At 65.0% G+C, this 20,947-nt stretch carries 17 protein-coding genes, 1 tRNA gene and 2 pseudogenes; 15 read left to right on the forward strand and 5 right to left on the reverse strand.

The window, feature by feature from the left end; translation table 11 throughout:
• Positions 1 to 73 precede the first annotated feature (73 nt).
• From QZ500_RS03935 to QZ500_RS04000, 14 genes are all read left to right on the forward strand, one after another.
• Positions 74 to 988: an alpha/beta hydrolase gene (locus tag QZ500_RS03935; protein WP_295851109.1), complete on the forward strand. Its 915-nt coding sequence runs from the start codon at positions 74 to 76 to the stop codon at positions 986 to 988.
• 118 nt (positions 989 to 1,106) lie between these two features.
• Positions 1,107 to 4,613, forward strand: a complete 3,507-nt coding sequence (locus QZ500_RS03940; RefSeq protein WP_295851112.1) for a response regulator — start codon at positions 1,107 to 1,109, stop codon at positions 4,611 to 4,613.
• Complete coding sequence (locus QZ500_RS03945; RefSeq protein WP_295851382.1) at positions 4,613 to 5,473, forward strand: CheR family methyltransferase; 861 nt, start codon at positions 4,613 to 4,615, stop codon at positions 5,471 to 5,473. The genes QZ500_RS03940 and QZ500_RS03945 overlap by 1 nt, the downstream gene beginning before the upstream one ends.
• A gap of 5 nt (positions 5,474 to 5,478) precedes the next feature.
• Complete coding sequence (locus tag QZ500_RS03950) at positions 5,479 to 6,105, forward strand: chemotaxis protein CheB (protein ID WP_295851115.1); 627 nt, start codon at positions 5,479 to 5,481, stop codon at positions 6,103 to 6,105.
• Positions 6,099 to 7,298, forward strand: a complete 1,200-nt coding sequence (locus QZ500_RS03955) for a hybrid sensor histidine kinase/response regulator (RefSeq protein ID WP_295851118.1) — start codon at positions 6,099 to 6,101, stop codon at positions 7,296 to 7,298. Before QZ500_RS03950 ends, QZ500_RS03955 begins: the two co-directional genes overlap by 7 nt.
• 145 nt (positions 7,299 to 7,443) lie before the next feature.
• A protein-coding gene (gene prfB, locus QZ500_RS03960; protein ID WP_295851123.1) for a peptide chain release factor 2 occupies positions 7,444 to 8,548 on the forward strand; the annotation gives its coding sequence in 2 pieces (ribosomal slippage) (positions 7,444 to 7,524 and positions 7,526 to 8,548; 1,104 coding nt in all).
• A gap of 84 nt (positions 8,549 to 8,632) precedes the next feature.
• Positions 8,633 to 11,362, forward strand: coding sequence for an aminopeptidase N (pepN, locus tag QZ500_RS03965; RefSeq protein WP_295851126.1), 2,730 nt, complete (start codon positions 8,633 to 8,635; stop codon positions 11,360 to 11,362).
• Positions 11,363 to 11,403: 41 nt separating this feature from the next.
• Complete coding sequence (locus tag QZ500_RS03970) at positions 11,404 to 12,411, forward strand: class 1 fructose-bisphosphatase (RefSeq protein WP_295851129.1); 1,008 nt, start codon at positions 11,404 to 11,406, stop codon at positions 12,409 to 12,411.
• Positions 12,412 to 12,424: 13 nt separating this feature from the next.
• Positions 12,425 to 12,500, forward strand: a tRNA-Thr gene (locus QZ500_RS03975).
• A 407-nt stretch (positions 12,501 to 12,907) separates the two neighbouring features.
• Positions 12,908 to 13,273, forward strand: a complete 366-nt coding sequence (locus QZ500_RS03980) for a hypothetical protein (protein WP_092939521.1) — start codon at positions 12,908 to 12,910, stop codon at positions 13,271 to 13,273.
• 14 nt (positions 13,274 to 13,287) lie between these two features.
• The gene (locus QZ500_RS03985; RefSeq protein WP_092939522.1) at positions 13,288 to 14,694 is read left to right on the forward strand and encodes an AAA family ATPase; all 1,407 of its coding nucleotides are present in this window, start codon (positions 13,288 to 13,290) and stop codon (positions 14,692 to 14,694) included.
• A gap of 72 nt (positions 14,695 to 14,766) precedes the next feature.
• Positions 14,767 to 14,982 carry a hypothetical protein gene (locus tag QZ500_RS03990; RefSeq protein WP_139222792.1) on the forward strand — a complete coding sequence of 72 codons (216 nt, stop codon included), beginning with the start codon at positions 14,767 to 14,769 and terminating at the stop codon, positions 14,980 to 14,982.
• Between the two features lie 211 nt (positions 14,983 to 15,193).
• Positions 15,194 to 15,484: a hypothetical protein gene (locus QZ500_RS03995; protein ID WP_295851139.1), complete on the forward strand. Its 291-nt coding sequence runs from the start codon at positions 15,194 to 15,196 to the stop codon at positions 15,482 to 15,484.
• Between the two features lie 438 nt (positions 15,485 to 15,922).
• Positions 15,923 to 16,057: a hypothetical protein gene (locus QZ500_RS04000; protein ID WP_281245399.1), complete on the forward strand. Its 135-nt coding sequence runs from the start codon at positions 15,923 to 15,925 to the stop codon at positions 16,055 to 16,057.
• A gap of 372 nt (positions 16,058 to 16,429) precedes the next feature.
• Here QZ500_RS04000 and QZ500_RS04005 read toward each other — a convergent pair whose 3' ends face one another.
• From QZ500_RS04005 to QZ500_RS04015, 3 genes and pseudogenes are all read right to left on the reverse strand, one after another.
• A complete protein-coding gene (locus tag QZ500_RS04005; RefSeq protein ID WP_139222794.1) occupies positions 16,430 to 16,660 on the reverse strand; it encodes a hypothetical protein in 231 nt (76 codons plus the stop codon).
• Positions 16,661 to 16,834: 174 nt separating this feature from the next.
• On the reverse strand, positions 16,835 to 17,167 hold the full coding sequence (locus QZ500_RS04010) for a hypothetical protein (RefSeq protein WP_092939525.1): 333 nt from the start codon (positions 17,165 to 17,167) through the stop codon (positions 16,835 to 16,837).
• Between the two features lie 346 nt (positions 17,168 to 17,513).
• A pseudogene (locus QZ500_RS04015) lies at positions 17,514 to 18,504 on the reverse strand (HAD-IC family P-type ATPase); the annotation flags it as partial.
• Between QZ500_RS04015 and QZ500_RS19535 the strand changes: the two are divergent.
• Positions 18,460 to 18,573 (forward strand): annotated as a pseudogene (locus QZ500_RS19535) (hypothetical protein); the annotation flags it as partial. The pseudogenes QZ500_RS04015 and QZ500_RS19535 overlap by 45 nt on opposite strands.
• A 44-nt stretch (positions 18,574 to 18,617) precedes the next feature.
• On the opposite strand, the gene QZ500_RS04025 reads toward QZ500_RS19535, so the two are convergent.
• Positions 18,618 to 19,913, reverse strand: coding sequence for a chloride channel protein (locus QZ500_RS04025; protein WP_092939526.1), 1,296 nt, complete (start codon positions 19,911 to 19,913; stop codon positions 18,618 to 18,620).
• 35 nt (positions 19,914 to 19,948) lie between these two features.
• Positions 19,949 to 20,899 (reverse strand): LysR family transcriptional regulator, encoded by a 951-nt coding sequence (locus QZ500_RS04030; protein WP_092939527.1) that lies wholly within the window; start codon positions 20,897 to 20,899, stop codon positions 19,949 to 19,951.
• Positions 20,900 to 20,947: the final 48 nt, after the last annotated feature.

Here is a 20,947-nt window from a genome sequence, read left to right on the forward strand (position 1 = left end):
GCCTGCGCAAGCAGCTATCGGATCGATAGCAAATGTCGCAGGTGCGACAGACCGGCTGCGTACCATCGGACGCATGTACACACCGATCCGCACCGCCCGCAGCCGCACCGTCGCCCTGCGCAATCACCGCTACCACCTGCGCACCTGGAGCGAGCCGCGCGACGGCACGCCGCCGCTGGTGCTGGTGCACGGCTGGATGGACGTGGGCGCGTCCTGGCAGTTCGTGGTGGATGCGCTGTCGCAAGACCGCTGGGTGATCGCGCCCGACTGGCGCGGCTTCGGCCTGACCGAGGGGGCGCCGGTCGACCACTACTGGTTCCCGGACTACCTCGCCGACCTGGACTGCCTGCTCGACGCCGTCACCGGCGATGCGCCGGTCGACCTGGTCGGCCACAGCATGGGCGGCAACATCGCGATGCTGTATGCCGGCGTGCGGCCCGCGCGCATCCGCCGGCTGGTGAACCTGGAGGGCTTCGGCCTGCCGGCCACCACACCCGACCAGGCGCCGGCGCGGCACGCGCAGTGGATCGACGAGGTAAAGGCCTTCGCCGTGGGCGAGAAGGCGCTCACGGCCTACGACGATGCCGACGGCGTCGCCCGCCGGCTGATGCGCACCAACCCGCGGCTGGCGCTGGACCGGGCCCGCTGGCTGGCGCAGCACTGGGCCCGGCCGGTGCGCCAGCCCGACGGCAGCGAACGCTGGCAGATCCTGGGCGATCCGGCCCACAAGGTGGTGAACGCGCAGCTCTACCGGGTCGAGGAAGTGCTGGCGCACTACGCCGCCATCGCCGCGCCGGTGCTGTCGGTAGAGGCGTCGGACGACTCGATGCGCCTGTGGTGGAAGGACCGCTACACCCTGGCCGACTACCACGCGCGGCTGCGCTCGGTGCCGGACTGCCGCACCGCGCGGGTCGAGGACGCCGGACACATGCTGCACCACGACCAGCCGGCGCAGGTGGCGCGTCTGCTGGAGGACTTCCTCACCTGAGACGCCCCGCCGGCGCGGGTCGGCCGAGTTCGGGATTTAGGCCTACGCCGTCTGGCGAAGGCATCGTGCACACTCGCCGGCTGCCTTCGTCCGATCCGAGCGCCGCCTCCGCGAGACCATGAATCACACGACTTCGATCGACCAGCGCGCCTTCCGTCGCATCCTTGCCCGCAACGTCGCACTGCCGCTCGGCGTCGGCCTGCTGAGCGCGGGCCTGTTCACTGCGCTCATCTTCTACCTGCTGAATGCACTGTCGTGGGTCGAACACACCGACCGCACGATCAGCAACGCGCACGAGCTGTCGGCCCTGAGCGCCGACATGGAAACCGGCATGCGCGGCTTCCTGATCGGCGGCGACGAGCGCTTCCTCGACCCGTTCGAGGTCGCCCGCGCGCGTTTCCTGCCGGAGATCGAGGCACTGCAGAAAACCGTGGCCGACAACCCCACGCAGGCCGATCGGCTCGGCCGCATCGCGGCGATGCAGCGGCAGTGGTTGGAATATGCGCAGGAGCTGATCGCCCAGCGGCGGGTGGACCCGGAAGCCTATATGCGCCAGGTCGGTTCCGGCCGCGGCAAGCGGCTGACCGACGAGATCCGTCGCGAATTTCGCGAATTCCTCTCCAGCGAGCAGCGGCTGCTGCAGGAGCGCAACGACCGGGCGCACCGCTCGACCGTCATCATCGTCGCGGTCTATCTGGCGTTCAGCCTGGCCTTCGGCATCGGCCTCGCCTGGTTCGGCCGGCGCGAGCTGCAGCGGCTGTCCGGCACCTACGACCGGGTGCTGCAGGACCAAGCGGCGCATGCCGGCACGCTGCAGCAGCAGGCCTGGCTGCGCGACGGGCAGAGCCAGCTGTCGGCCCGGCTGATCGGTCAGCAGGCGACGCCGGTGCTCGGCCGCAACCTGCTGGACTTCATGGCCAAGTACCTGGGCAGCGCTGTCGGCGCGCTCTATGTGCGCGACGCACAGGGCGGCCTGCGCCGCGCGGCCACCTACGGTTTCAGCCGCGAGCTGGAGGACGAGCAGCCGGTGCTGCAGGGTCCGCAGACCCTGATCGGCCAGGCCGCCGTCGAACGCCGGCTGCTGCGGCTGGACAACCTGCCGGACGACTACCTGCGCGTCACCTCCGGCATCGGCCAGGGCGTGCCGGCGGCCGCGACGATCCTGCCGATCGAGCGCGACGGCGAGGTGGTGGCGGTGCTCGAACTCGGGTTCCTGCGCCCGCTGCATGAGCGCGACGCCGAACTGCTGCAGCTGGTCGCGCCGTCGGTCGGCAGCTCGATCGAGGCGGCTCGCTTCCGCCAGCGCCAGCAGGACATGCTGGCCGAAACCCAGCAGTTGAACGAGGAACTGCAGGTGCAGCAGGAAGAGCTGCGCACCGCCAACGAGGAGCTGGAGGAACAGTCGCGCGTCCTGCGCGAATCGCAAGCGAGCCTCGAAGTGCAGCAGGTCGAACTGGAGCAGTCGAACCACCGGCTGTCCGAACAGGCACAGCTGCTCGACCAGCGCAACCTGGCGCTCAACGAGGCACGCAACGAACTGGAAGCCCGTGCCGAGGAGCTGCAGCGCGCCAGCCGTTACAAGTCGGAATTCCTCGCGAACATGTCGCACGAGTTGCGCACGCCGCTCAACAGCTCGCTGATCCTGGCCAAACTTCTGGCCGACAACGACCGGGGCAATCTGACGGCCGAGCAGGTGAAGTTCGCCGAGTCGATCTACAGCGCCGGCAACGACCTGCTGAACCTGATCAACGACATCCTCGACATCTCGAAGGTCGAGGCCGGGAAGCTCGACATGCGGCCGCAGGACCTGAGCGTCGCGCGGCTGGCGGACAGTCTGCGCATGACATTCGAGCCGCTCGCCGGCCAGAAGAAGCTGGGCCTGCAGGTGACGGTGGCGCCCGGCACCCCGACCACACTGCACACCGACCGGCAGCGGCTCGAACAGATCCTGAAGAACCTGATGTCGAACGCGGTGAAGTTCACCGACACCGGCGAGGTGTCGCTGACCGTGTCGTCGCATCCCGGCGGCGGCATCGCCTTCGCGGTGCAGGATTCGGGCATCGGCATCCGCGCCGACCAGCAGGACAGCATCTTCGAAGCGTTCCGCCAGGCCGACGGCACCACCAGCCGGCGCTACGGCGGCACCGGCCTCGGCCTGACCATCTCGCGCGACCTGGCGCACCTGCTCGGCGGCACCCTCACGGTGCAGAGCGCACCCGGCGAAGGCAGCACCTTCACCCTGGTCCTGCCGCAGGCCTACGAGGCGCCGGCCCGCGCCCCCGCCGCGCCGGCGCCGGTCGCACCGCCGGTACCGCGCGCGCCGCCCGCGCCGGCAGTCGCACCAGCCCGCAGCGCCGAGCGGCCTGCCCCGGCCACTGTCGCGGTGCCCGCCCCCACCTTCGCCGACGACCGCTCACTGACGCCCGAGCGCGGCCAGCGCCTGGTGCTGGTGGTCGAGGACGAACCGAAGTTCGCCCACATCCTCTACGACCTGGCGCACGAACTGCGCTACCGCTGCGTGGTCGCCCACGGCATCGCCGACGGCTTCAAGCTCGCCACCGAACACCTGCCGGACGCGATCCTGCTCGACATGGGCCTGCCCGACGGCCCGGGCATCTCGCTGCTGCAGCGGCTCAAGGAGAACCCACAGACCCGCCATATCCCGGTCCACGTCATCTCCGCCGAGGACCGCAGCGAGACAGCGCTGCACCTGGGGGCCATCGGCTATGCGGTCAAGCCGACCACCCGCGAACAGTTGAAGGACATCTTCCGCAAGCTCGAGGACAAGCTGACGCAGAAGGTCAAGCGGGTGCTGGTGGTGGAAGACGATGCGCGCCAGCGCGAAAGCATTAGCCACCTGATCGGCGACGAGGACGTGGACATCACCGCGGTCGAATTCGGCGCGCAGGCGCTGGACCTGCTGCGCGACAGCGTCTACGACTGCATGATCATCGACCTGAAACTGCCCGACATGACCGGCAACGAGCTGCTCAAGCGCATGTCGAGCGAGGAGATCTGCTCCTTCCCGCCGGTGATCGTCTACACCGGCCGCAACCTCACCCGCGAGGAAGAGGCCGAGCTGATGCGCTACTCGCACTCGATCATCATCAAGGGCGCCCGCTCGCCGGAGCGGCTGCTCGACGAGGTCACGCTGTTCCTGCACAAGGTCGAGGCCGAGCTGTCGTCCGAACGCCAGACCATGCTGCGCACTGCACGCAGCCGCGACAAGGTGTTCGAGGGCCGCAAGATCCTGCTGGTGGACGACGACGTGCGCAATATCTTCGCGCTCACCAGCGCGCTGGAGCACAAGGGCGCCTTCGTCGAGGTCGGCCGCAACGGGCTCGAGGCGCTCGAGCGGCTGGCCGCTGTGCCCGACATCGACCTGGTGCTGATGGACGTGATGATGCCGGAGATGGACGGCCTGGAAGCCACCCAGGAGATCCGCAAGAACCCGGCCTGGCAGAAGCTGCCGATCATCGCGGTCACGGCCAAGGCGATGAAGGACGACCAGGAGCAGTGCCTGAAGGCGGGCGCGAACGACTACCTCGCCAAGCCGGTGGAGCTGGACCGCCTCTTCTCGCTCCTGCGGGTCTGGATGCCCAAGATGGAGCGCACCGCGACGTGATCTCCTCTTCCGCCGAATCGCCGGCCAGCGCGGCCGGCGCCGCGACGGCCGGCAACGTAGAGATCGAACTGCGCCTGCTGGTCGATGCGATCTACCTGCGCTACAGCCACGACTTCCGGGACTACTCGATCGCGTCGCTGCGGCGCCGGGTGCTGCATGCCGCGACCCAGTTCGAGTGCGCGACCATCTCGGACCTGCAGGCCCGGGTGCTGCACGACCCGGACGCCTTTCATCGGCTGCTGCAGTACCTCACGGTGCCGGTCAGCGAGATGTTCCGCGACCCGTCGTACTACCTGGCGCTGCGCCAGCACGTGGTGCCGGTCCTGAGGACCTACCCGTCGATCAAGGTGTGGATCGCCGGCTGCAGTACCGGCGAAGAGGTCTACTCCCTGGCGATCCTGCTGCGCGAGGAAGGCCTGCTCGACCGGGCGATCCTCTATGCGACCGACATCAATCCGCACTCGCTGGAGAAGGCGCGGCAGGGCATCTTCGCGCTCGACCATCTGCGCGGCTACACCGCCAATTACCAGCAGGCCGGCGGGCTACGCTCGCTGTCGGACTACTACACCGCGGCCTATGGCGGCGTGCTGTTCGACCGCACGCTGCGCGACCACATCACCTTTGCCGACCACAGCCTGGCCACCGACAGCGTGTTCTCCGAGACGCATCTGGTCTCCTGTCGCAACGTGCTGATCTACTTCAACAAGCGGCTGCAGGACCGGGCGCTCGGCCTGTTCCGCGAATCCCTCTGCCGGCGCGGCTTCCTGGGTCTGGGCAGCAAGGAAAGCCTGGATTTCTCCGCGCATGCGCCGGGCTTCGAACCGGTGGTGCGGCAGGAGCGCATCTTCCGCAAGCGGTGAGACCGATGGCCGGACCTGCCTTCTACCCCCCGCCGCTCCTGCCCCTGCCTGCGACCGTTGCGGCGGTCGCGATCGGCGCCTCCGCTGGCGGGGTACAGGCGCTGCTGCGGCTGTTCGCCGACCTGCCTGTGGATTTCCGTCTGTCGCTGTTCGTCGTGGTGCACATGCCGGAGGACCGCAGCAGCGGCCTCTCCGACCTCTTCGCGCAGCGGCTCCGCATCCCGGTGCGGGAGGCCGCCGACAAGATGCCGGTGGAACGCGGCACGCTGTACTTCGCGCCGCCCGGCTACCATCTGCAGCTGGAGCCGGGCGGCAGCTTCTCCCTGAGCTGCGATCCGCCGCTGCATTTTTCCCGCCCGTCGATCGACGTTCTGTTCGAGACCGCCGCGCATGCCTATGGCGCGGCGCTCGCCGCCCTGCTGCTGACCGGCGCGAGCGCCGATGGGGCCGAGGGCCTGGCGACGGTCGGCCGGCTCGGCGGCTTCACCGCGGTGCAGGACCCGGCCGAAGCGCAGATCCCCACCATGCCGCAGGCCGCCATCGACCTCCGCCGCCCCGACCGCATCCTGCCGCTGGCCGGCCTCTCGGCCCTGCTGGCCGCCTTGAACGAGCTCCCCTCCTCACCATGCTGAACGAAGCGCGCATCCTCATCGTCGACGACCTGCCGGAAAACCTGCTGGCGCTCGATGCGCTGATCCGGCAGGACGGCCTGCGCATCCACCAGGCCCATTCCGCCGACGAGGCGCTCGCACTGCTGCTGCGGCACGAATTCGCGCTGGCGATCCTCGACGTGCAGATGCCGGGCATGAACGGATTCGAACTGGCCGAGCTGATGCGCGGCACCGAGCGCACCCGCCACATCCCGATCGTGTTCGTCAGCGCTGCGGGCCGCGAACTGAACTACGCCTTCCAGGGCTACGAGAGCGGCGCGGTCGATTTCCTGCACAAGCCGCTCGACCCGCATGCGGTGCGCAGCAAGGTCCACGTTTTCGTCGACCTGTACAGGCAGCGCATCGCGATCCGTCACCAGCTGGAAACCATCGAGGAAGCCCGGCGCCGGCAGGAGCGGCTGGTGGAGGAGCTGCAGGCGACCCAGGCCGAGCTGCAGCGGGCGGTGCGCATGCGCGACGACTTCATGTCGATGGTCTCGCACGAGATGCGCACGCCGCTCAACACGCTGTTCCTGGAAGCGCAGGTGCGCAAGATGCACCTGGCGCGCGGCAACACCAAGCCTTTCGAGCCGCCCCAGCTGCGCGCGATGATCGAGCGCGACGAGCGCTACATCCAGTCGATGATCCGGCTGATCGACGACATGCTCGACGTCACCCGGCTGCAGCGCGGCACGCTGTCGATCGCGCCGAAGCGCTTCGACATCGCGACGCTGGTCGGCCGCATTGTCGAGGGCTTCACCCACCAGGCGGCGGCGGCCGACTGCACGGTGAGCCTGAAGGCGCCTGCCTCGCTCGAGACGGAACTCGACGAATTCCGGATCGAGCAGGTGGTCGCCAACCTGCTGACCAACGCCTTCCGCTACGGCCCGGGCAAGCCGGTCGAGGTCCTGCTCGACGAGTGGAACGGCGGTGTGCGCATCGACGTGCGCGACTACGGCCGCGGCATCGCGACCGAGGACCAGCAGCGCATCTTCCAGCAGTTCGAGCGCGCGGTGGACAACAAGGTCAGCGCCGGCCTCGGCCTGGGCCTGTACATCGTCCGCCAGATCGTCGAGGCGCACGGCGGCACGATCTCGGTCGCCAGCACACTCGGCGAGGGCGCGACCTTCAGCGTCTGGCTGCCGAAGGCGGCGCCGGCCGTCGAGCCGGCGTAGGCCGCAGCCCGCGCCGCGATGGATCTCGTGCGGTCGATGGTTTCCGCAGCGCGGCTGTGCGGCGCCCGCATGAGAAAATCGACCGTTTCGCCGCGCGTGCCCGCACGCGCAGCCCTTTTCGCACCCCCACAGGACACCGCACATCATGGAAGCAGAACGCACCAACCTCATCGGCAACACCCTCGCGGACCTGAGCGCCCGCACGGTCGATCTCCGGAGGTATCTTTGACGTCGATGCCAAAGCCGAACGCCTGAGGACCGTCAACGCCTCGCTCGAAGACCCGAACGTCTGGAACGACCCCAAGAAGGCCCAGGAACTCGGACGCGAGAAGAAGTCGCTCGACGACGTGGTACTCACCATCGAGCGGCTGACCCGCGAGCTGTCGGACAACACCGAGCTCTACGAGATGAGCAAGGAAGAAGGCGACGAGGACGGCCTGCTCGCGATCGAGGCCGATGCGCAGAGCCTGGCCAAGGACATCGAGGCGCTCGAGTTCCGCCGCATGTTCAGCAACCCGGCCGACCCGATGAACGCCTTCCTGGACATCCAGGCCGGCGCCGGCGGCACCGAGGCCTGCGACTGGGCCAGCATGCTGCTGCGCCAGTACCTGAAGTACGCCGAGCGCAAGGGCTTCAAGACGCAGATCGAGGACGAGTCCCCCGGCGACACCGCCGGCATCAAGGGCGCGACGATCAAGATCGAGGGCGAATACGCCTTCGGCCTGCTGCGCACCGAGACCGGTGTGCATCGGCTGGTCCGCAAGAGCCCGTTCGATTCTTCCGGCGGCCGGCACACCTCGTTCGCGAGCGTGTTCGTCTATCCCGAGATCGACGATTCGATCGAGATCGAGATCAATCCCTCGGACGTGCGCACCGACACCTTCCGCGCCTCGGGCGCCGGCGGCCAGCACATCAACAAGACCGATTCGGCAGTTCGGCTGACGCACATCCCGACCGGCATCGTGGTGCAGTGCCAGGACGGCCGCAGCCAGCACAGCAACCGCGACGTGGCCTGGAAGCGGCTGCGCTCGCGCCTCTACGACCACGAGATGCGCAAGCGCCAGGAAGAGCAGCAGAAGCTGGAGGACGCCAAGACCGACGTCGGCTGGGGCCACCAGATCCGCAGCTACGTGCTGGACAACAGCCGCATCAAGGACCTGCGCACCGGTGTCGAGATCTCGGCCACCCAGAAGGTGCTCGACGGCGACCTCGACGCCTTCATCGAAGCCTCGCTCAAGCAGGGCGTGTGAACTCGCGCCGCGCCCTCGTTTTTTCGATGGCGCAGCCTTCCTTTCGACTTTCTTCCCGTCCCCGGACATCCCAGGAGATTTCCCATGCTGCGTGAAGGCCAGTCCCCGGCGATCCACCGCGCCGACTACACCGCCCCCGCGTTCTGGATCGATACCGTCGAGCTCTGCTTCGACCTCGATATCGCCAAGACCCGCGTGCTCAACAAGATGCGCCTGCGCCGCAACCCGGACGTGGCGCCGCAGGCGCTGCGGCTCGACGGCGAGGAACTGAACCTGGCACGGGTGCTGGTCAACGGCCAGGGCACCTCGTTCCGGATGGACCAGACCGAACGCGGCAGCCAGCTGGTGCTGGAGAACCTGCCCGAGGGCACGGACGCCTTCGACCTGGAGATCTTCACCACCTGCTGCCCGGCGAAGAACACCAAGCTGATGGGCCTGTTCGTCAGCCAGGACACCTTCTTCACCCAGTGCGAAGCCGAGGGCTTCCGCCGCATCACCTATTTCCTGGACCGGCCGGACGTGATGTCGATCTACACCGTCACGCTGCGGGCCGACAAGGAGCTCTACCCGGTGCTGCTGTCCAATGGCAACCTGGTCGAGGAAGGTCCGCTGCCGGACGGCCGCCACTTCGCAAAGTGGGAGGACCCGTTCAGGAAACCCGCCTACCTGTTCGCGCTGGTGGCCGGCAAGCTGGTGGCGCGCGAGCAGCGCATCCGGTCGCGCTCGGGCAAGGACCACCTGCTGCAGGTTTTCGTGCGCCGCGGCGACCTCGACAAGACCGAGCATGCGATGAACTCGCTGATCCACTCGATCGCCTGGGACGAGGCCCGCTTCGGCCTGCCGCTGGACCTGGACCGCTTCATGATCGTCGCCACCAGCGACTTCAACATGGGCGCGATGGAGAACAAGGGCCTCAACATCTTCAACACGAAGTACGTGCTGGCCAGCCCCGCCACCGCGACCGATGCCGATTTTGCGGGCGTCGAGTCGGTGATCGGCCACGAGTATTTCCACAACTGGACCGGCGACCGGGTCACCTGCCGCGACTGGTTCCAGCTGAGCCTGAAGGAAGGCCTGACCGTCTTCCGCGACCAGGAATTCAGCATGGACCTGTGCGCCGAGGCCTCGGCCCGCGCGGTCAAGCGCATCGAGGACGTGCGGGTGCTGCGCACCGCGCAGTTCCCCGAGGATGCGGGCCCGATGGCCCACCCGGTGCGGCCCGACAGCTACATCGAGATCAGCAACTTCTACACGGTCACGATCTACGAGAAGGGCTCCGAGGTCGTCCGCATGATGCAGACGCTGGTCGGCCGCGACGGCTTCGCCACGGGGATGACGCTCTACTTCGAGCGCCACGACGGCCAGGCAGTGACCTGCGACGATTTCGCGCAGGCGATCGCCGATGCGAATGCGGATTCCGACCTGGCGCGCCTGCTGCCGCAGTTCAAGCGCTGGTACAGCCAGTCGGGCACGCCGCGCATCCGCGCCGACGGCCGCTACGACGCCGACGCCCGCACCTACACCCTGACGCTGTCGCAAAGCTGCCCGCCGACGCCGGGCCAGCCGACCAAAGAGCCGTTCGTGATCCCGGTGGCGCTGGGTCTCGTCTCGGAGGACGGCCAGGCGCTGCCGCTGCAGTACACGGTGCAGGGCGCTGGCGATGCCGCGCCCTCCTCCGCCCCGCTCTTCGTGCTGACCAAGCCGCAGCAGACGCTGGTATTCGGCGGACTGGACGCCGCCCCGGTGCCGTCGCTGCTGCGCGGCTTCTCGGCGCCGGTGATCCTCGACTGCGACTACACCGACGCCCAGCTGCTCGCCCTGCTGGCGCACGACACCGATCCGTTCAACCGCTGGGAAGCGGGCCAACGGCTCGCTCTGCGGCTCGCTATTAAAACAATAGCTGGCAGCGCAGACGGGACGGGCGCAGACCCCGAAATTCCTTCCGATATTCTCGACGATGCCTTCATCGAGGCGATGCGCAGCGTGCTGCGCCATCCGCAACTCGACGCCGCCTTCAAGGACCTGGTGCTCACCCTGCCGTCGGAGGTGTACATCGCCGAGCAGCTCGACACCGTCGATCCGCAGCGCATCCACGCGGTGCGCGAGGCGATGCGCCAGCAGCTCGCGACCGCGCTGCAGCCCGACTGGGCCTGGGCCTGGGAGCAGCACGAGCACAACGGCGCGTATTCGCCGGACCCGCTGTCGTCCGGCCGCCGGTCGCTCGCCGGCCTCGCGCTGGTCCACCTGTGCCTCGCCGCACGCGTATCGGGCGACACCGTCTGGCCGGGCAAGGCCTACCAGCGCTTCAAGGATGCCGACAACATGACCGACCGGGCCAACGCCCTGTCGGCACTGGTGATCAGCGGCCACGCGCTGGCGCAACCGGCGCTGGAGCGCTTCTACGCGCTGTTCAAGGACGAGGCGCTGGTGCTGGACAAATGGTTCGCGATGCAGGCCGGCGCGCCCGACCGCGGCGGCGACATCCTGCCGCGGGTGCGCCAGCTGATGCAGCACCCCGACTTCAGCCTGAAGAACCCGAACCGGGCGCGCAGCGTGGCGTTCAGCTACTGCAATGCCAATCCGGCGGGCTTCCACCGCGCCGACGGCGCCGGCTACGCCTTCTGGGCCGAGAACACCCTGGCGCTCGACGCGATCAACCCGCAGGTCGCCTCGCGCCTGGCGCGGGCGCTCGACCGCTGGAAGAAGCTGGCCGAGCCCTACCGCAGCCAAGCCCGCGACGCGCTGGTTCGGGTGGCCGGCGCCAAGCTGAGCAACGACGTGCACGAGGTCATCTCGCGCGCGCTCGCCGACTGAATCCCTTTCGCACCCTCCTCATCTTTCCACTCCAGTCCACCATGGCACAGAAAGTCAGCCTGACCCGCTACCTCGTCGAGAAGCAGCGCACCGACGGCCACATCCCCGCGCAGCTGCGCCTGCTGCTCGAAGTCGTCGCGCGCGCCTGCAAGAGCATCAGCCAAGCCGTCAACAAGGGCGCGCTTGGCGGCGTGCTCGGCACCGCCGAGAGCGAAAACGTCCAGGGCGAAGTGCAGAAGAAGCTCGACATCATCTCCAACGAGGTGCTGATCGAGGCCAACGAATGGGGCGGTCACCTGGCCGCGATGGCGAGCGAGGAGATGGACAGCATCCACCTGGTGCCGAGCCGGTACCCGCAGGGCGAATACCTGCTGCTGTTCGATCCGCTCGACGGCTCCAGCAACATCGACGTGAACGTCAGCATCGGCACCATCTTCAGCGTGCTGAAGAAGCCCGAAGAGCATCCGGGCGTGCAGGAGTCCGACTTCCTGCAGCCCGGCAGCAGGCAGGTCGCCGCCGGCTACTGCCTGTACGGCCCGCAGACCACACTGGTGCTGACCGTCGGCGACGGCGTCGCGATGTTCACGCTCGACCGCGAGCAGGGCAGCTTCGTGCTCACCCAGGAAGACGTGCAGATCCCGGCCGACACCAAGGAATTCGCGATCAACATGAGCAACATGCGGCACTGGGACGAGCCGGTGAAGCAGTACATCGGCGAATGCCTGCAGGGCAAGGACGGCCCGCGCGGCAAGGACTTCAACATGCGCTGGATCGCCAGCATGGTGGCCGATGTGCACCGCATCCTGACGCGCGGCGGCATCTTCCTCTACCCGTGGGACAAGCGCGAGCCCGAGAAGCCGGGCAAGCTGCGCCTGATGTACGAAGCCAACCCGATGGGCTGGCTGGTCGAACAGGCGGGCGGCGCCGCGACCGACGGCCGCCAGCGCATCCTCGACATCGAGCCGACCAAGCTCCACCAGCGCGTCGCGGTGGTGCTCGGCTCGAAGAACGAGGTCGAGCGCGTGACCTCCTACCATTCCGCGCTATAATCATGGGCTTGAAGCCGGTGTAGCTCAGTCGGTAGAGCAGCTCATTCGTAATGAGAAGGTCGGGTGTTCGATTCATCTCTCCGGCACCAATAGATGCAAGGCCCTGATGCTATTAAAACGATAGCGTCAGGGCTTTTTGCTTTGTAGAGGTAAGGCCAAGGTAAGGGCCAGCGCTCAACACCCCCTCGGACCCATCTCAAGGATGCGGAGCCATCACCAAGGTGCGGGGTGACGGCAGAATCGATCGTTTGGGATGTACACGACGCACCATCGACGATTAGCCAAATCGGTCAACTCTTCGTAAAATCAAGCGGTCGGATGTTCAGCATGGCCACAAGCCCAGTCTGATCGCACATGGTGAGCGCAAGGCCACCCGCTACCTGGAAAAGCGTAACCCAGGGTCCATCAAGACTTCATTCAATCGCATCGGTACCGGACGCCGTGCACCGCCAGCCCCAGAGGCATGGCGGAGCACATCTGAAACCGAAAGATCCGAATGAAGTTCGCAATCGCAATCGCATCCCTCTGCTCGCTCGTCACCGTTGGCCAAGCCATCGCCCAGCAGCCTCCACTCACCTACACAGACCTCGTTCGTGAAGCCCGCAAGTACGAAAAGCTCGAAGGCGGCGAGCGCATCGTGTTGAACAAAGTCCTGTTCCACACAGTGAAGCTCGACCTGAAGCCGTTCGTCGGCGGCTCGAAGGACTACTACGTCAAGAAATCCGACGAAATCGGGTTCATCTGCCAGTCCACCTCCACCAACTTCAAGGGCGGCACCGTCATCGCTGAAGTGGTGAAGCATGAAGAAGGCGCGGAAGGCTCGCACTTCTACACCTTGAAAAGCTGCGCCCTGGCAAAGTAAGAGGGAGCCGCCCAATGGTTCAACCCCAAAACCGGGCGGCTGCACGCGCTGCCCGAGAAAACGCCACCCAAGCCGACCCCTTCGGCCAGCTCGAGCAGGCCATCGCTCAGCACGAAGACGGAAGCCAGCTCGCGCTCGAATTCGATGGCGAAGAGCGTTACCTACCGCTTGTGCAAGACATCAAGCACAACATCATCAAGCAGCAGATCGAACACCTGCGCGTGTTCGCGGAGATGCGCGGCGAGAAGCTTCTCTTCGAGAACCTCTGCTGTGATCACTGTGGATCTACAGAAGTGATTCGCGAGCTTGAGGACAGTCACTGGTTCTGGGAGTGTCGCAACTGCGCGAAGCACGTCAGCGACACCAAAGCGATTCAGCAAATGACGAGGCTTTTCGATGAGCTGCGCGCATTTTCGAGCAACCTCCCGAGCCAAGACTTCGACAATGGAATCGAGGTATTCAGCCTCGAAGACATCAACGCTCTGACCGAAAACTTCCGCACCGTGAGCTCAGACGAGCACGCTTCAGCCCGCGTCAAGGCGACTCTGAAGCGCCTGATCGACATTGGAAACATCCGACCTTACGTAGTGCCAAACCCTGCCTGGCGGGGGCAGCTCGATGAACTGCGCGAGCAGTTCCCAAACTTCATCAGCGCGATCGATGAAGTCCTGGAACCATCGTTCGCGATCGCCGCAGCAGGCGGTCGCTGCAGGCCGGCCCCCATGCTTCTGGTCGGAACGCCGGGGGTTGGTAAGAGCTACTTCAGCAGCCTCATCGCCGGCGTGCTCAAGACGCCGATGTTCAAAGTCGACCTCGCCAGCGCAACCGCTGGCAGCTCGCTCGACGGACTCGCCACGCACTGGTCGAACTCCTGCCCAGGGGAGGTTTTCAAAACGTTGGCGTTCGGCCGGTCCGGCGTTGTCGCAACAGCCTGTCCCGTCGCCTACCTCGACGAGATCGACAAAGTCGGCGAGGGCCACAAGTACGACCCCCTTGGCGCCCTCTACGGCCTGCTAGAGGTCCAAAGCGCCAAGACATTCGAAGATCAATCGCTTCCAGGCTTGAGGATCGACGCCTCGCACATCCGCTGGATTGCGTGCGCGAACACCCTGGACACGATCCCGGCCCCAATCCGCAGTCGATTCCACATCGTGCACGTTCAAGCCCCCACCGCTTCCGAAAACCAGCGCATGTTCGAGAAGATTTTCGCGAGCGTGGTCCACGACACCAGGCTCCACGACTTCGGGTCACAGATCTCGCGCGCGGTCATCAGCCACGCTGTCGAAAAGTTCAGCGCTCGCGAATTCAAGACGAGGTCGGCGATGGCCATCGGCAGGGCTCTGGCACGCAATCGGCAAGTCGTCGAGGCTGAAGATTTCGGGACTGCACCAGCACCAGTCCCACGAAAAATGGGCTTCTGAAGCTCCAATTAAATTACCCAAAGAATACGGTTAAAGATACAATAGTTGCTCCCCGCCCAACTGGAGAAAGACATGCAAATGAACGTTGAACAAACCCTGCTCATCCGCATGTACGAATCTGGAATCCTTGACGCATTATCCGAATGCGATCGCCGTCGCCGTGAAGCTGCGACAGCGGAAGTTAATGCCGAACTCGAGAAAGAATTCGGCCCCGCAAATCGCGTCATGGCTGATCCCGCAGACGCAATGATTCGAATCCTTCGCCAGCCAAAGCGGTGGCTCAAGTGATCGAAGTCGAATTCATACCGGATTCGGACTTCTTCACTCCGATGCCGGGGAGAGCCGAAAATGATTTCCCTGGGCGGTTTCGTGATTACTGCGACTCTCGTGGCCTGGACCCTGCAACAGCTGCGCTAGATGACGAAGTCGAGTATTCCCCGAAATTGGAACGCGCAATTAAAGCGAGGCTGGCGCTTCGCAAACTACTGGAGAAGTGAAAATGACGACCCCAAGTTTTGCCGAGCGCACCAAAATCAGCAGCATTTTGCGAGAGTTAATGCAGGGTGACGGTGTGCATGAGGAAGGTAAATCCGACCCCATGACTTCTTCCCTCGTCACCGATCTTCCTGGTAGGCCTGTCCCCGTCCTCCTTGAGGCGGATGAGAGATTCCTCCGCATCATCGAAGAGAGCGGCGCGTTCACCCTGGAGAAGTCGGCCGGGATGTACGGTGATGTGGTCCGTTTGCGCCCCAAGGAAACTCTGCAGGACTACCGCCGCCTGTTCGAGTGACCCTCAGCCCACTCACTCAAGCGCCTCAAATCCGAGGTGCTTTTTGTTGCCTGGTGCACATCGGACACCAGGTAGCGGCGGTGGTCAGGCTGCAGTTGACCATGCCAGTAGTTGAGCCTGAAAGCACGGGTAAACGCAATAAACAAAAGTGATCTGGTAACTCTGGACTTGCTGTTTTGCACGATCTTTTCCGTCCTTATGCTGTTGTTAATGGTAACTTTTTCGGCGCCGCTTTTTCGGTGTTTATTCTGTCAATGCCTTAGTTAATGGTAACTTTCGGCGCTGTTAATTGAGGTGTTTATGAGTGTCTCCGAACATACCAGCAACCTTGTAATCTGGCCCGGGACTTGGTGCGGCCGGGTAGTAGTTGCGTTGCATGAAGCGCGCGTCGATCCCGACCTGGGGATGCTCTGGCGGTGCCGATCCAAAGGCCAGCATGTGGACCTTCCCGAGCTCGCCCTCTTCGCCCTCGAACTCCACGGCACCGAAGACCCAGTCGCGCGCGAACTGCTCGACGACGCCGGAAAGCAGGCATGGGACGCCTGGCACACGCCGCCCGACATCAACTTCTGACCCAAAGAAAAGGAGATACAGGGCTCTTTTTTGCTTGCCGCCAGCTGAGCTGGCTCCAGCTTAGTCAGCGCCATTTCAATCGATTGCGCATTTACTTCTAAACGGTGATTATCGCAATCGTGATTAATGGTCTATTTTTACGCTTAGTTTTCTGGCGCTGGGAAAATAAGGCACCGAAAATACACTGTAGTCCGTTTCATCCTCATCGAGGAGACGCCAACGTATTTTTTCCATCGAATGCAGAGGCTCCGCGGCCGATCGACATCGCGCAACCAAGATTACCGCCAATGATTGGAAGCAATTACGGGCCGATTTTAGCGACGCCCGTTGGAATGTGCACGAGAGTCGCGATGAGGGGCGTGCGATCCTCATTTAGCTAAAATCGAGCTTCGTGAATTTCGGAGAGAAGTGCGCTGCGTGCATGTTCGTGGCCACTCTCTGTGTGCCAACTTCATCATTGAACGACCACACGAATTGGACAAAGTCATCTCCTAATTCAAAGCCGATGCCAGCCATTGCTGCTGTACCGTATTGACTTCCGTCGATGAATTGCCAGCCACGCAATCCACCAGAGATCGCTTCGTTTCCGGCCAGGAAGCCCACGAAGAAACTGTCCCATACGGTCCCCTCGGTTTTCGAGCGCGAATCGAGTAATGCCTTTCCAAAATCCCGACTGCAGCTTCTTCAAGAACTTCGGCATTACTCCAACAGCAATTGACCCGAGCATCAAAGAGATGTTCTGCCATGCTGGCCGTCCGCAACGAAGCATCGTTAAATTCAGGATGATGAAGCGGGCCTGGTGTTCGCGTCCCCTTTCACCGCGTCGTAGTTCACTACGCTGGTGAGCCCTTCTTTGCGATTCATGTAGCCCAGGCCGACTGCGTTCAGTGGATCCAGGTCGTTGCTCACGACCGCTGATTTGAAGCCGCGAATGACTTTCATCGAATCTGAACCACCCCGCTGCCGCCACCAGTTGGGCCAACGCAGCTGCAGCGTGCCCTTGACCGCCGGCTTCCGCACTTCCTTCTCGGGCGCCTTGTGCGGCACCAGCACGCGGGCCGGTGCATTCACATCGTGGCCATCCGTCGCAGTGAGCTTCACGAACTGCATGCCCGCCTCTCCCCAGGCGGAACCACCGAACGTGTCGACGCCAAAAGGTGGATCGGTCCAACCGTACCCGCGTGCTGTCTTAACAGAGATCTGCTCGGTTGCTGCGCTGGGCGGCAGGCCGGTCAACCGCCAGAAGGGGACGCTCAGCGCATCGGGCCAAACGTCTGCTTCAGACTGACTGCAGTCGGTCGACCTGGCCCGATCAATGTCGGCGCTTGCACAAAGCAGACGACTGCGTCTTTCGCCGCCGAGCGCCCTCTCTTACCCCGAGGCCGACCATGACGGGGTGCAACCGTACATCAAGCTACTCGGCTTGCGTCTTTCCTCGCGCGCCGCGGAAGTCGGATCAGTCAGACTCGATCGCAGTGATCCTCAGCCGCAGCGCGTTGCCGATCAACGACACCGAGCTGAGGCTCATCGCCACCGCACCGACCATCGGCGACAGAAGCCAGCCCGTTAACGGAAACAGCACGCCGGCAGCGAGCGGCACGCCCACCAGGTTGTAGACGAAGCGAATCCGAGGTTCTGCTTCATGTTGGAGACGGTGGCGACCGACAACGCGCTCGCCGTCGCGATGCCGCGTAGATCGCCTTTGACCAGCATGAGTTGGGCGCTGTTCATCGCGACGTCGGTGAAAGTGCCCATTGCGATGCCGACATCCGCTTTGGCGAGCGCGGGCGCGTCGTTGATGCCGTCACCAGCCATCGCGACGACTCGTACCTCCTTTGCAGGCGCTCGACCAGTTGCAGCTTGTCCTCTGGCTTGACCTCGCCATGCACCTCGTCGATCCCCAGGCGCTTGCCGACAGCCTGAGCGGTGGTGAGCCCATCGCCCGTGGTCATGATGATGCGAAGGCCGGACTTGCGAAGCATCGTGAGCGCCTCCTGCGTGCTGGCCTTCACCGGATCGGACACGGCAAGCAGCTCGGCCAGCTTGCCGTCTACGGCCAGGTGCATCACGCTGGCCCCTCGCGCGCGCAAAACTTCGGCCTGGTTCGCCAGCGGCACTACATCGATGCCCAGTTGCTCCATCAACGTCGCATTGCCGATGGCGAGGGTCTTGCCGCTCACGACGCCCTTGATTTCGATTCCCGACGCGGAGTCAACTTGCTCGGCCTTGTCCAACTTCAACTCGCGATCCCGCGCTGCCTTGACGATGGCCGCGGTCACCGTTGCGTTCGCCGCCGCGCGTAAGCGCTCGCAAACCCTTCTGGGCGAACCAGTGAGATGGCCAAACGCGCGAGCGATCGACCGCCTGGCTTCGGCAGCCTGCTGTTCGGTGTCAGTTGGGGCCTTGCGGGCTTCTGTCCTGGACCCGGTCTGGTGGCGCTCGGAAATGGGGGAAAGCAAGGCGCTTGTCTTCACCGCCGCGATGCTCACCGGAATGATCGTCTTCGAAGGCATTGAGCGTCGCAAGTCGCTGCGTGCAGAACCCGCGATCTGACACAGGCTCAGGGATTCGGCTTCTGCGCCATCGGCGATTCGATCGGATTGCCATAGAGCGGTCGCGCGCCGAATTGTGTGCTGATGGCGTAGGCCACGCCGCAGGCTAGCATCACTGGAACGGTGAGCTGGAATTGATTTGTCATCTCCAGCACCATCACTATCGCCATCAGCGGCGCATGGGTGACTGCGGCCAGCACCGCCGCCATGCCGACCACCGCGAGCAGACGCGGATCGCCCACCCACACCGCCGGCAACCAGAGCGCCGCCACTTGGGCCAAGACACTTCCAGCGGTCGCCCCGACGAAAAGCGATGGCGTGAACACACCGCCGATCGCGCCGCTGCCCGAACTCAGCGTCGTCGCCACCACTTTTGCGAGCAGCACCCACGCGAGCCATTGCCAGGCGTGGTCACCGTGAAGCACCTGCGACACCACGCTGTAGCCATTGCCCCAGACCTGCGGCACCCAGGCCGACAACAGCCCCACGAGCAAGCCCCCGAGTCCCAGGCGCAGGACTGGCGTACGGATGCGCGCGAACCAGCTTCGCCCTGATTCGAGCAGCGCCAGCAACCCCCAGCCCAACCCGCCGAACAGCACGCCGGCGAGTAAGGCGATGCCGAGGCTCGTCGGTGCCATGACGACAGGCGTAACGTCGTAGAGCGGTTTGGGTTCGACCAGCCAGTAGATCAGTGAACTGGCCGTGGCCGACGCGATCAGCACCGGAGCGACCGTGTGGCGCGCGAGGAAACCGAGCGCCAGTTCCAGAACGAAGACGACGCCCGCAATGGGTGCGTGATAGGCCGAGCCGATGCCTGCGGCGATGCCGCACACCAGCAGCGTGTTGCGTTGTTCCGGCGCCGTCGCGACGAGCCGTGCCAGTCGCGCACTGACCCAGGCAGCCAGTTGGACCATCGGCCCTTCGCGTCCGATGGAAGCGCCCGTGCCGACGGATAAGAGCGCGGACACGGTGCGTGTCAACGTCGTTCGATCGTTCAGGTCGACTCTTCCTGCGCGCGCGGCATCGATGTAGTCGAGGTTCGCCGCGCCGCCCGGGCCCCGCCTGGCCCAGGCCGTTCCGCCTTGCAGGACCAGCCCTGCGAGCAAGCCGCCCGCGGTGCAGACCAGCGCGCGGTGCCAGGGCGACAACGACAACGCGGCTTCGACCAGTCCGCCGCGCTGACCGGTCGCGAGTTCCTCGACCCATTGCGTCAACCACCGGAAGCCCACGACGGCAGCCGCAGCGAGCGCGCCCGTCACGGCCGCCCACCACCAGACGCGCAACGTTTCGGCAGCCGGTCCCATGGCCCACAGGCGCGCACGACCGCGTCTGGGAGACGCTACTTCTTCGGGAAATTCGTTGGCAGCCACGGGGATTCCATTTCAAGACGCTCGCAGTGCGCCACGAAGCGTTGCAGGTTGCCCGAAAGGCGCTTTTTCTGATGGTGCACCAGATAGAAGCGGCGAGTCAGACGAGGCAACGTGGTTCGCAGAACGACCAGTCTGCCGAGTGTCACCAGGTCCTGCACCGCGCACAGCGACAGGCAAGCCAGCCCGAGGCCTTCGGCCGTCGCCTGCTTGATCGCCTCGGTGCTGCCCGGCTGCATGTCGCCGTCCAGGTGGTGAAGGTGCGGCAGCAACACGTGCTCCACGGCCTCGCGCGTGCCGGAACCCGGCTCACGGAGCAACCAGCGTGCCTGCCGCAAGGCCTTCAACGGAACGCGTGCCTGCACGCCCTCCTGCACCAGCGCATGCGTCGGTGCAGCCACGATGACCAACTCGTCCTGAAGCCATGGCGTCACTCGAAGCTCGGCCTCGTGGCAGGGCCCTTCGATCAGACCGATGTCGACCTCCAGGCGGGTCACGGCCGCAGCGATGTCGCGCGTGTTGCCGATGACGACATCCACCGCGGTCCCGGGCCACGTTCTGCTGTAGCCAGCGACCAGCGCTGGCAGCACGTAATTGCCGATTGTCGTGCTGGCACCAACGCGAAGGCGCGTGACCAGAGGCGCGGTTGCAGGTCCCGTGCTGCCGAGCCCGAACCGGCTTTCGATTTCCTGTGCGCCGTCGAGCAATGACCTGGCTTGCGGCAGCAGCGCACGGCCGTTGTCGTTCAGCAGCAAGCGCTTGCCGATGCGGTCGAACAGTTGGGCGCCGAGCAGGCTCTCCAGTTCGTTCAGCGCGCCACTGGTCGCCGACTGGGACAGCGAGACCCGCTCACCGGCGGCGGTGGTGCTGCCGGTGTCAGCCACGGCCGTGAAGATCAGAAGTTGACGCAATGTCAGGCGCATCCAAACGCTTTCGTTACCTGTTAGATGGCTAGGTTATAGCGGAAGTAT

Source organism: uncultured Xylophilus sp. (assembly GCA_913776965.1).
GTDB lineage: Bacteria > Pseudomonadota > Gammaproteobacteria > Burkholderiales > Burkholderiaceae_C > Xylophilus.

Bases quoted from the DNA above. Each gene is read 5' to 3' on its own strand.
- QZ500_RS03990 (WP_139222792.1), top strand. From the start codon at position 14,767: ATGCAAATGAACGTTGAACAAACCCTGCTCATCCGCATGTACGAATCT.
- QZ500_RS03940 (WP_295851112.1), top strand. From the start codon at position 1,107: ATGAATCACACGACTTCGATCGACCAGCGCGCCTTCCGTCGCATCCTT.
- QZ500_RS03955 (WP_295851118.1), top strand. From the start codon at position 6,099: ATGCTGAACGAAGCGCGCATCCTCATCGTCGACGACCTGCCGGAAAAC.
- QZ500_RS03980 (WP_092939521.1), top strand. From the start codon at position 12,908: ATGAAGTTCGCAATCGCAATCGCATCCCTCTGCTCGCTCGTCACCGTT.
- pepN (WP_295851126.1), top strand. From the start codon at position 8,633: ATGCTGCGTGAAGGCCAGTCCCCGGCGATCCACCGCGCCGACTACACC.
- QZ500_RS04010 (WP_092939525.1), bottom strand. From the start codon at position 17,167: ATGCAGTTCGTGAAGCTCACTGCGACGGATGGCCACGATGTGAATGCA.
- QZ500_RS03935 (WP_295851109.1), top strand. From the start codon at position 74: ATGTACACACCGATCCGCACCGCCCGCAGCCGCACCGTCGCCCTGCGC.
- QZ500_RS03995 (WP_295851139.1), top strand. From the start codon at position 15,194: ATGACGACCCCAAGTTTTGCCGAGCGCACCAAAATCAGCAGCATTTTG.
- QZ500_RS04025 (WP_092939526.1), bottom strand. From the start codon at position 19,913: ATGGGACCGGCTGCCGAAACGTTGCGCGTCTGGTGGTGGGCGGCCGTG.
- QZ500_RS04030 (WP_092939527.1), bottom strand. From the start codon at position 20,899: ATGCGCCTGACATTGCGTCAACTTCTGATCTTCACGGCCGTGGCTGAC.
- QZ500_RS03970 (WP_295851129.1), top strand. From the start codon at position 11,404: ATGGCACAGAAAGTCAGCCTGACCCGCTACCTCGTCGAGAAGCAGCGC.
- QZ500_RS03950 (WP_295851115.1), top strand. From the start codon at position 5,479: ATGGCCGGACCTGCCTTCTACCCCCCGCCGCTCCTGCCCCTGCCTGCG.
- QZ500_RS03985 (WP_092939522.1), top strand. From the start codon at position 13,288: ATGGTTCAACCCCAAAACCGGGCGGCTGCACGCGCTGCCCGAGAAAAC.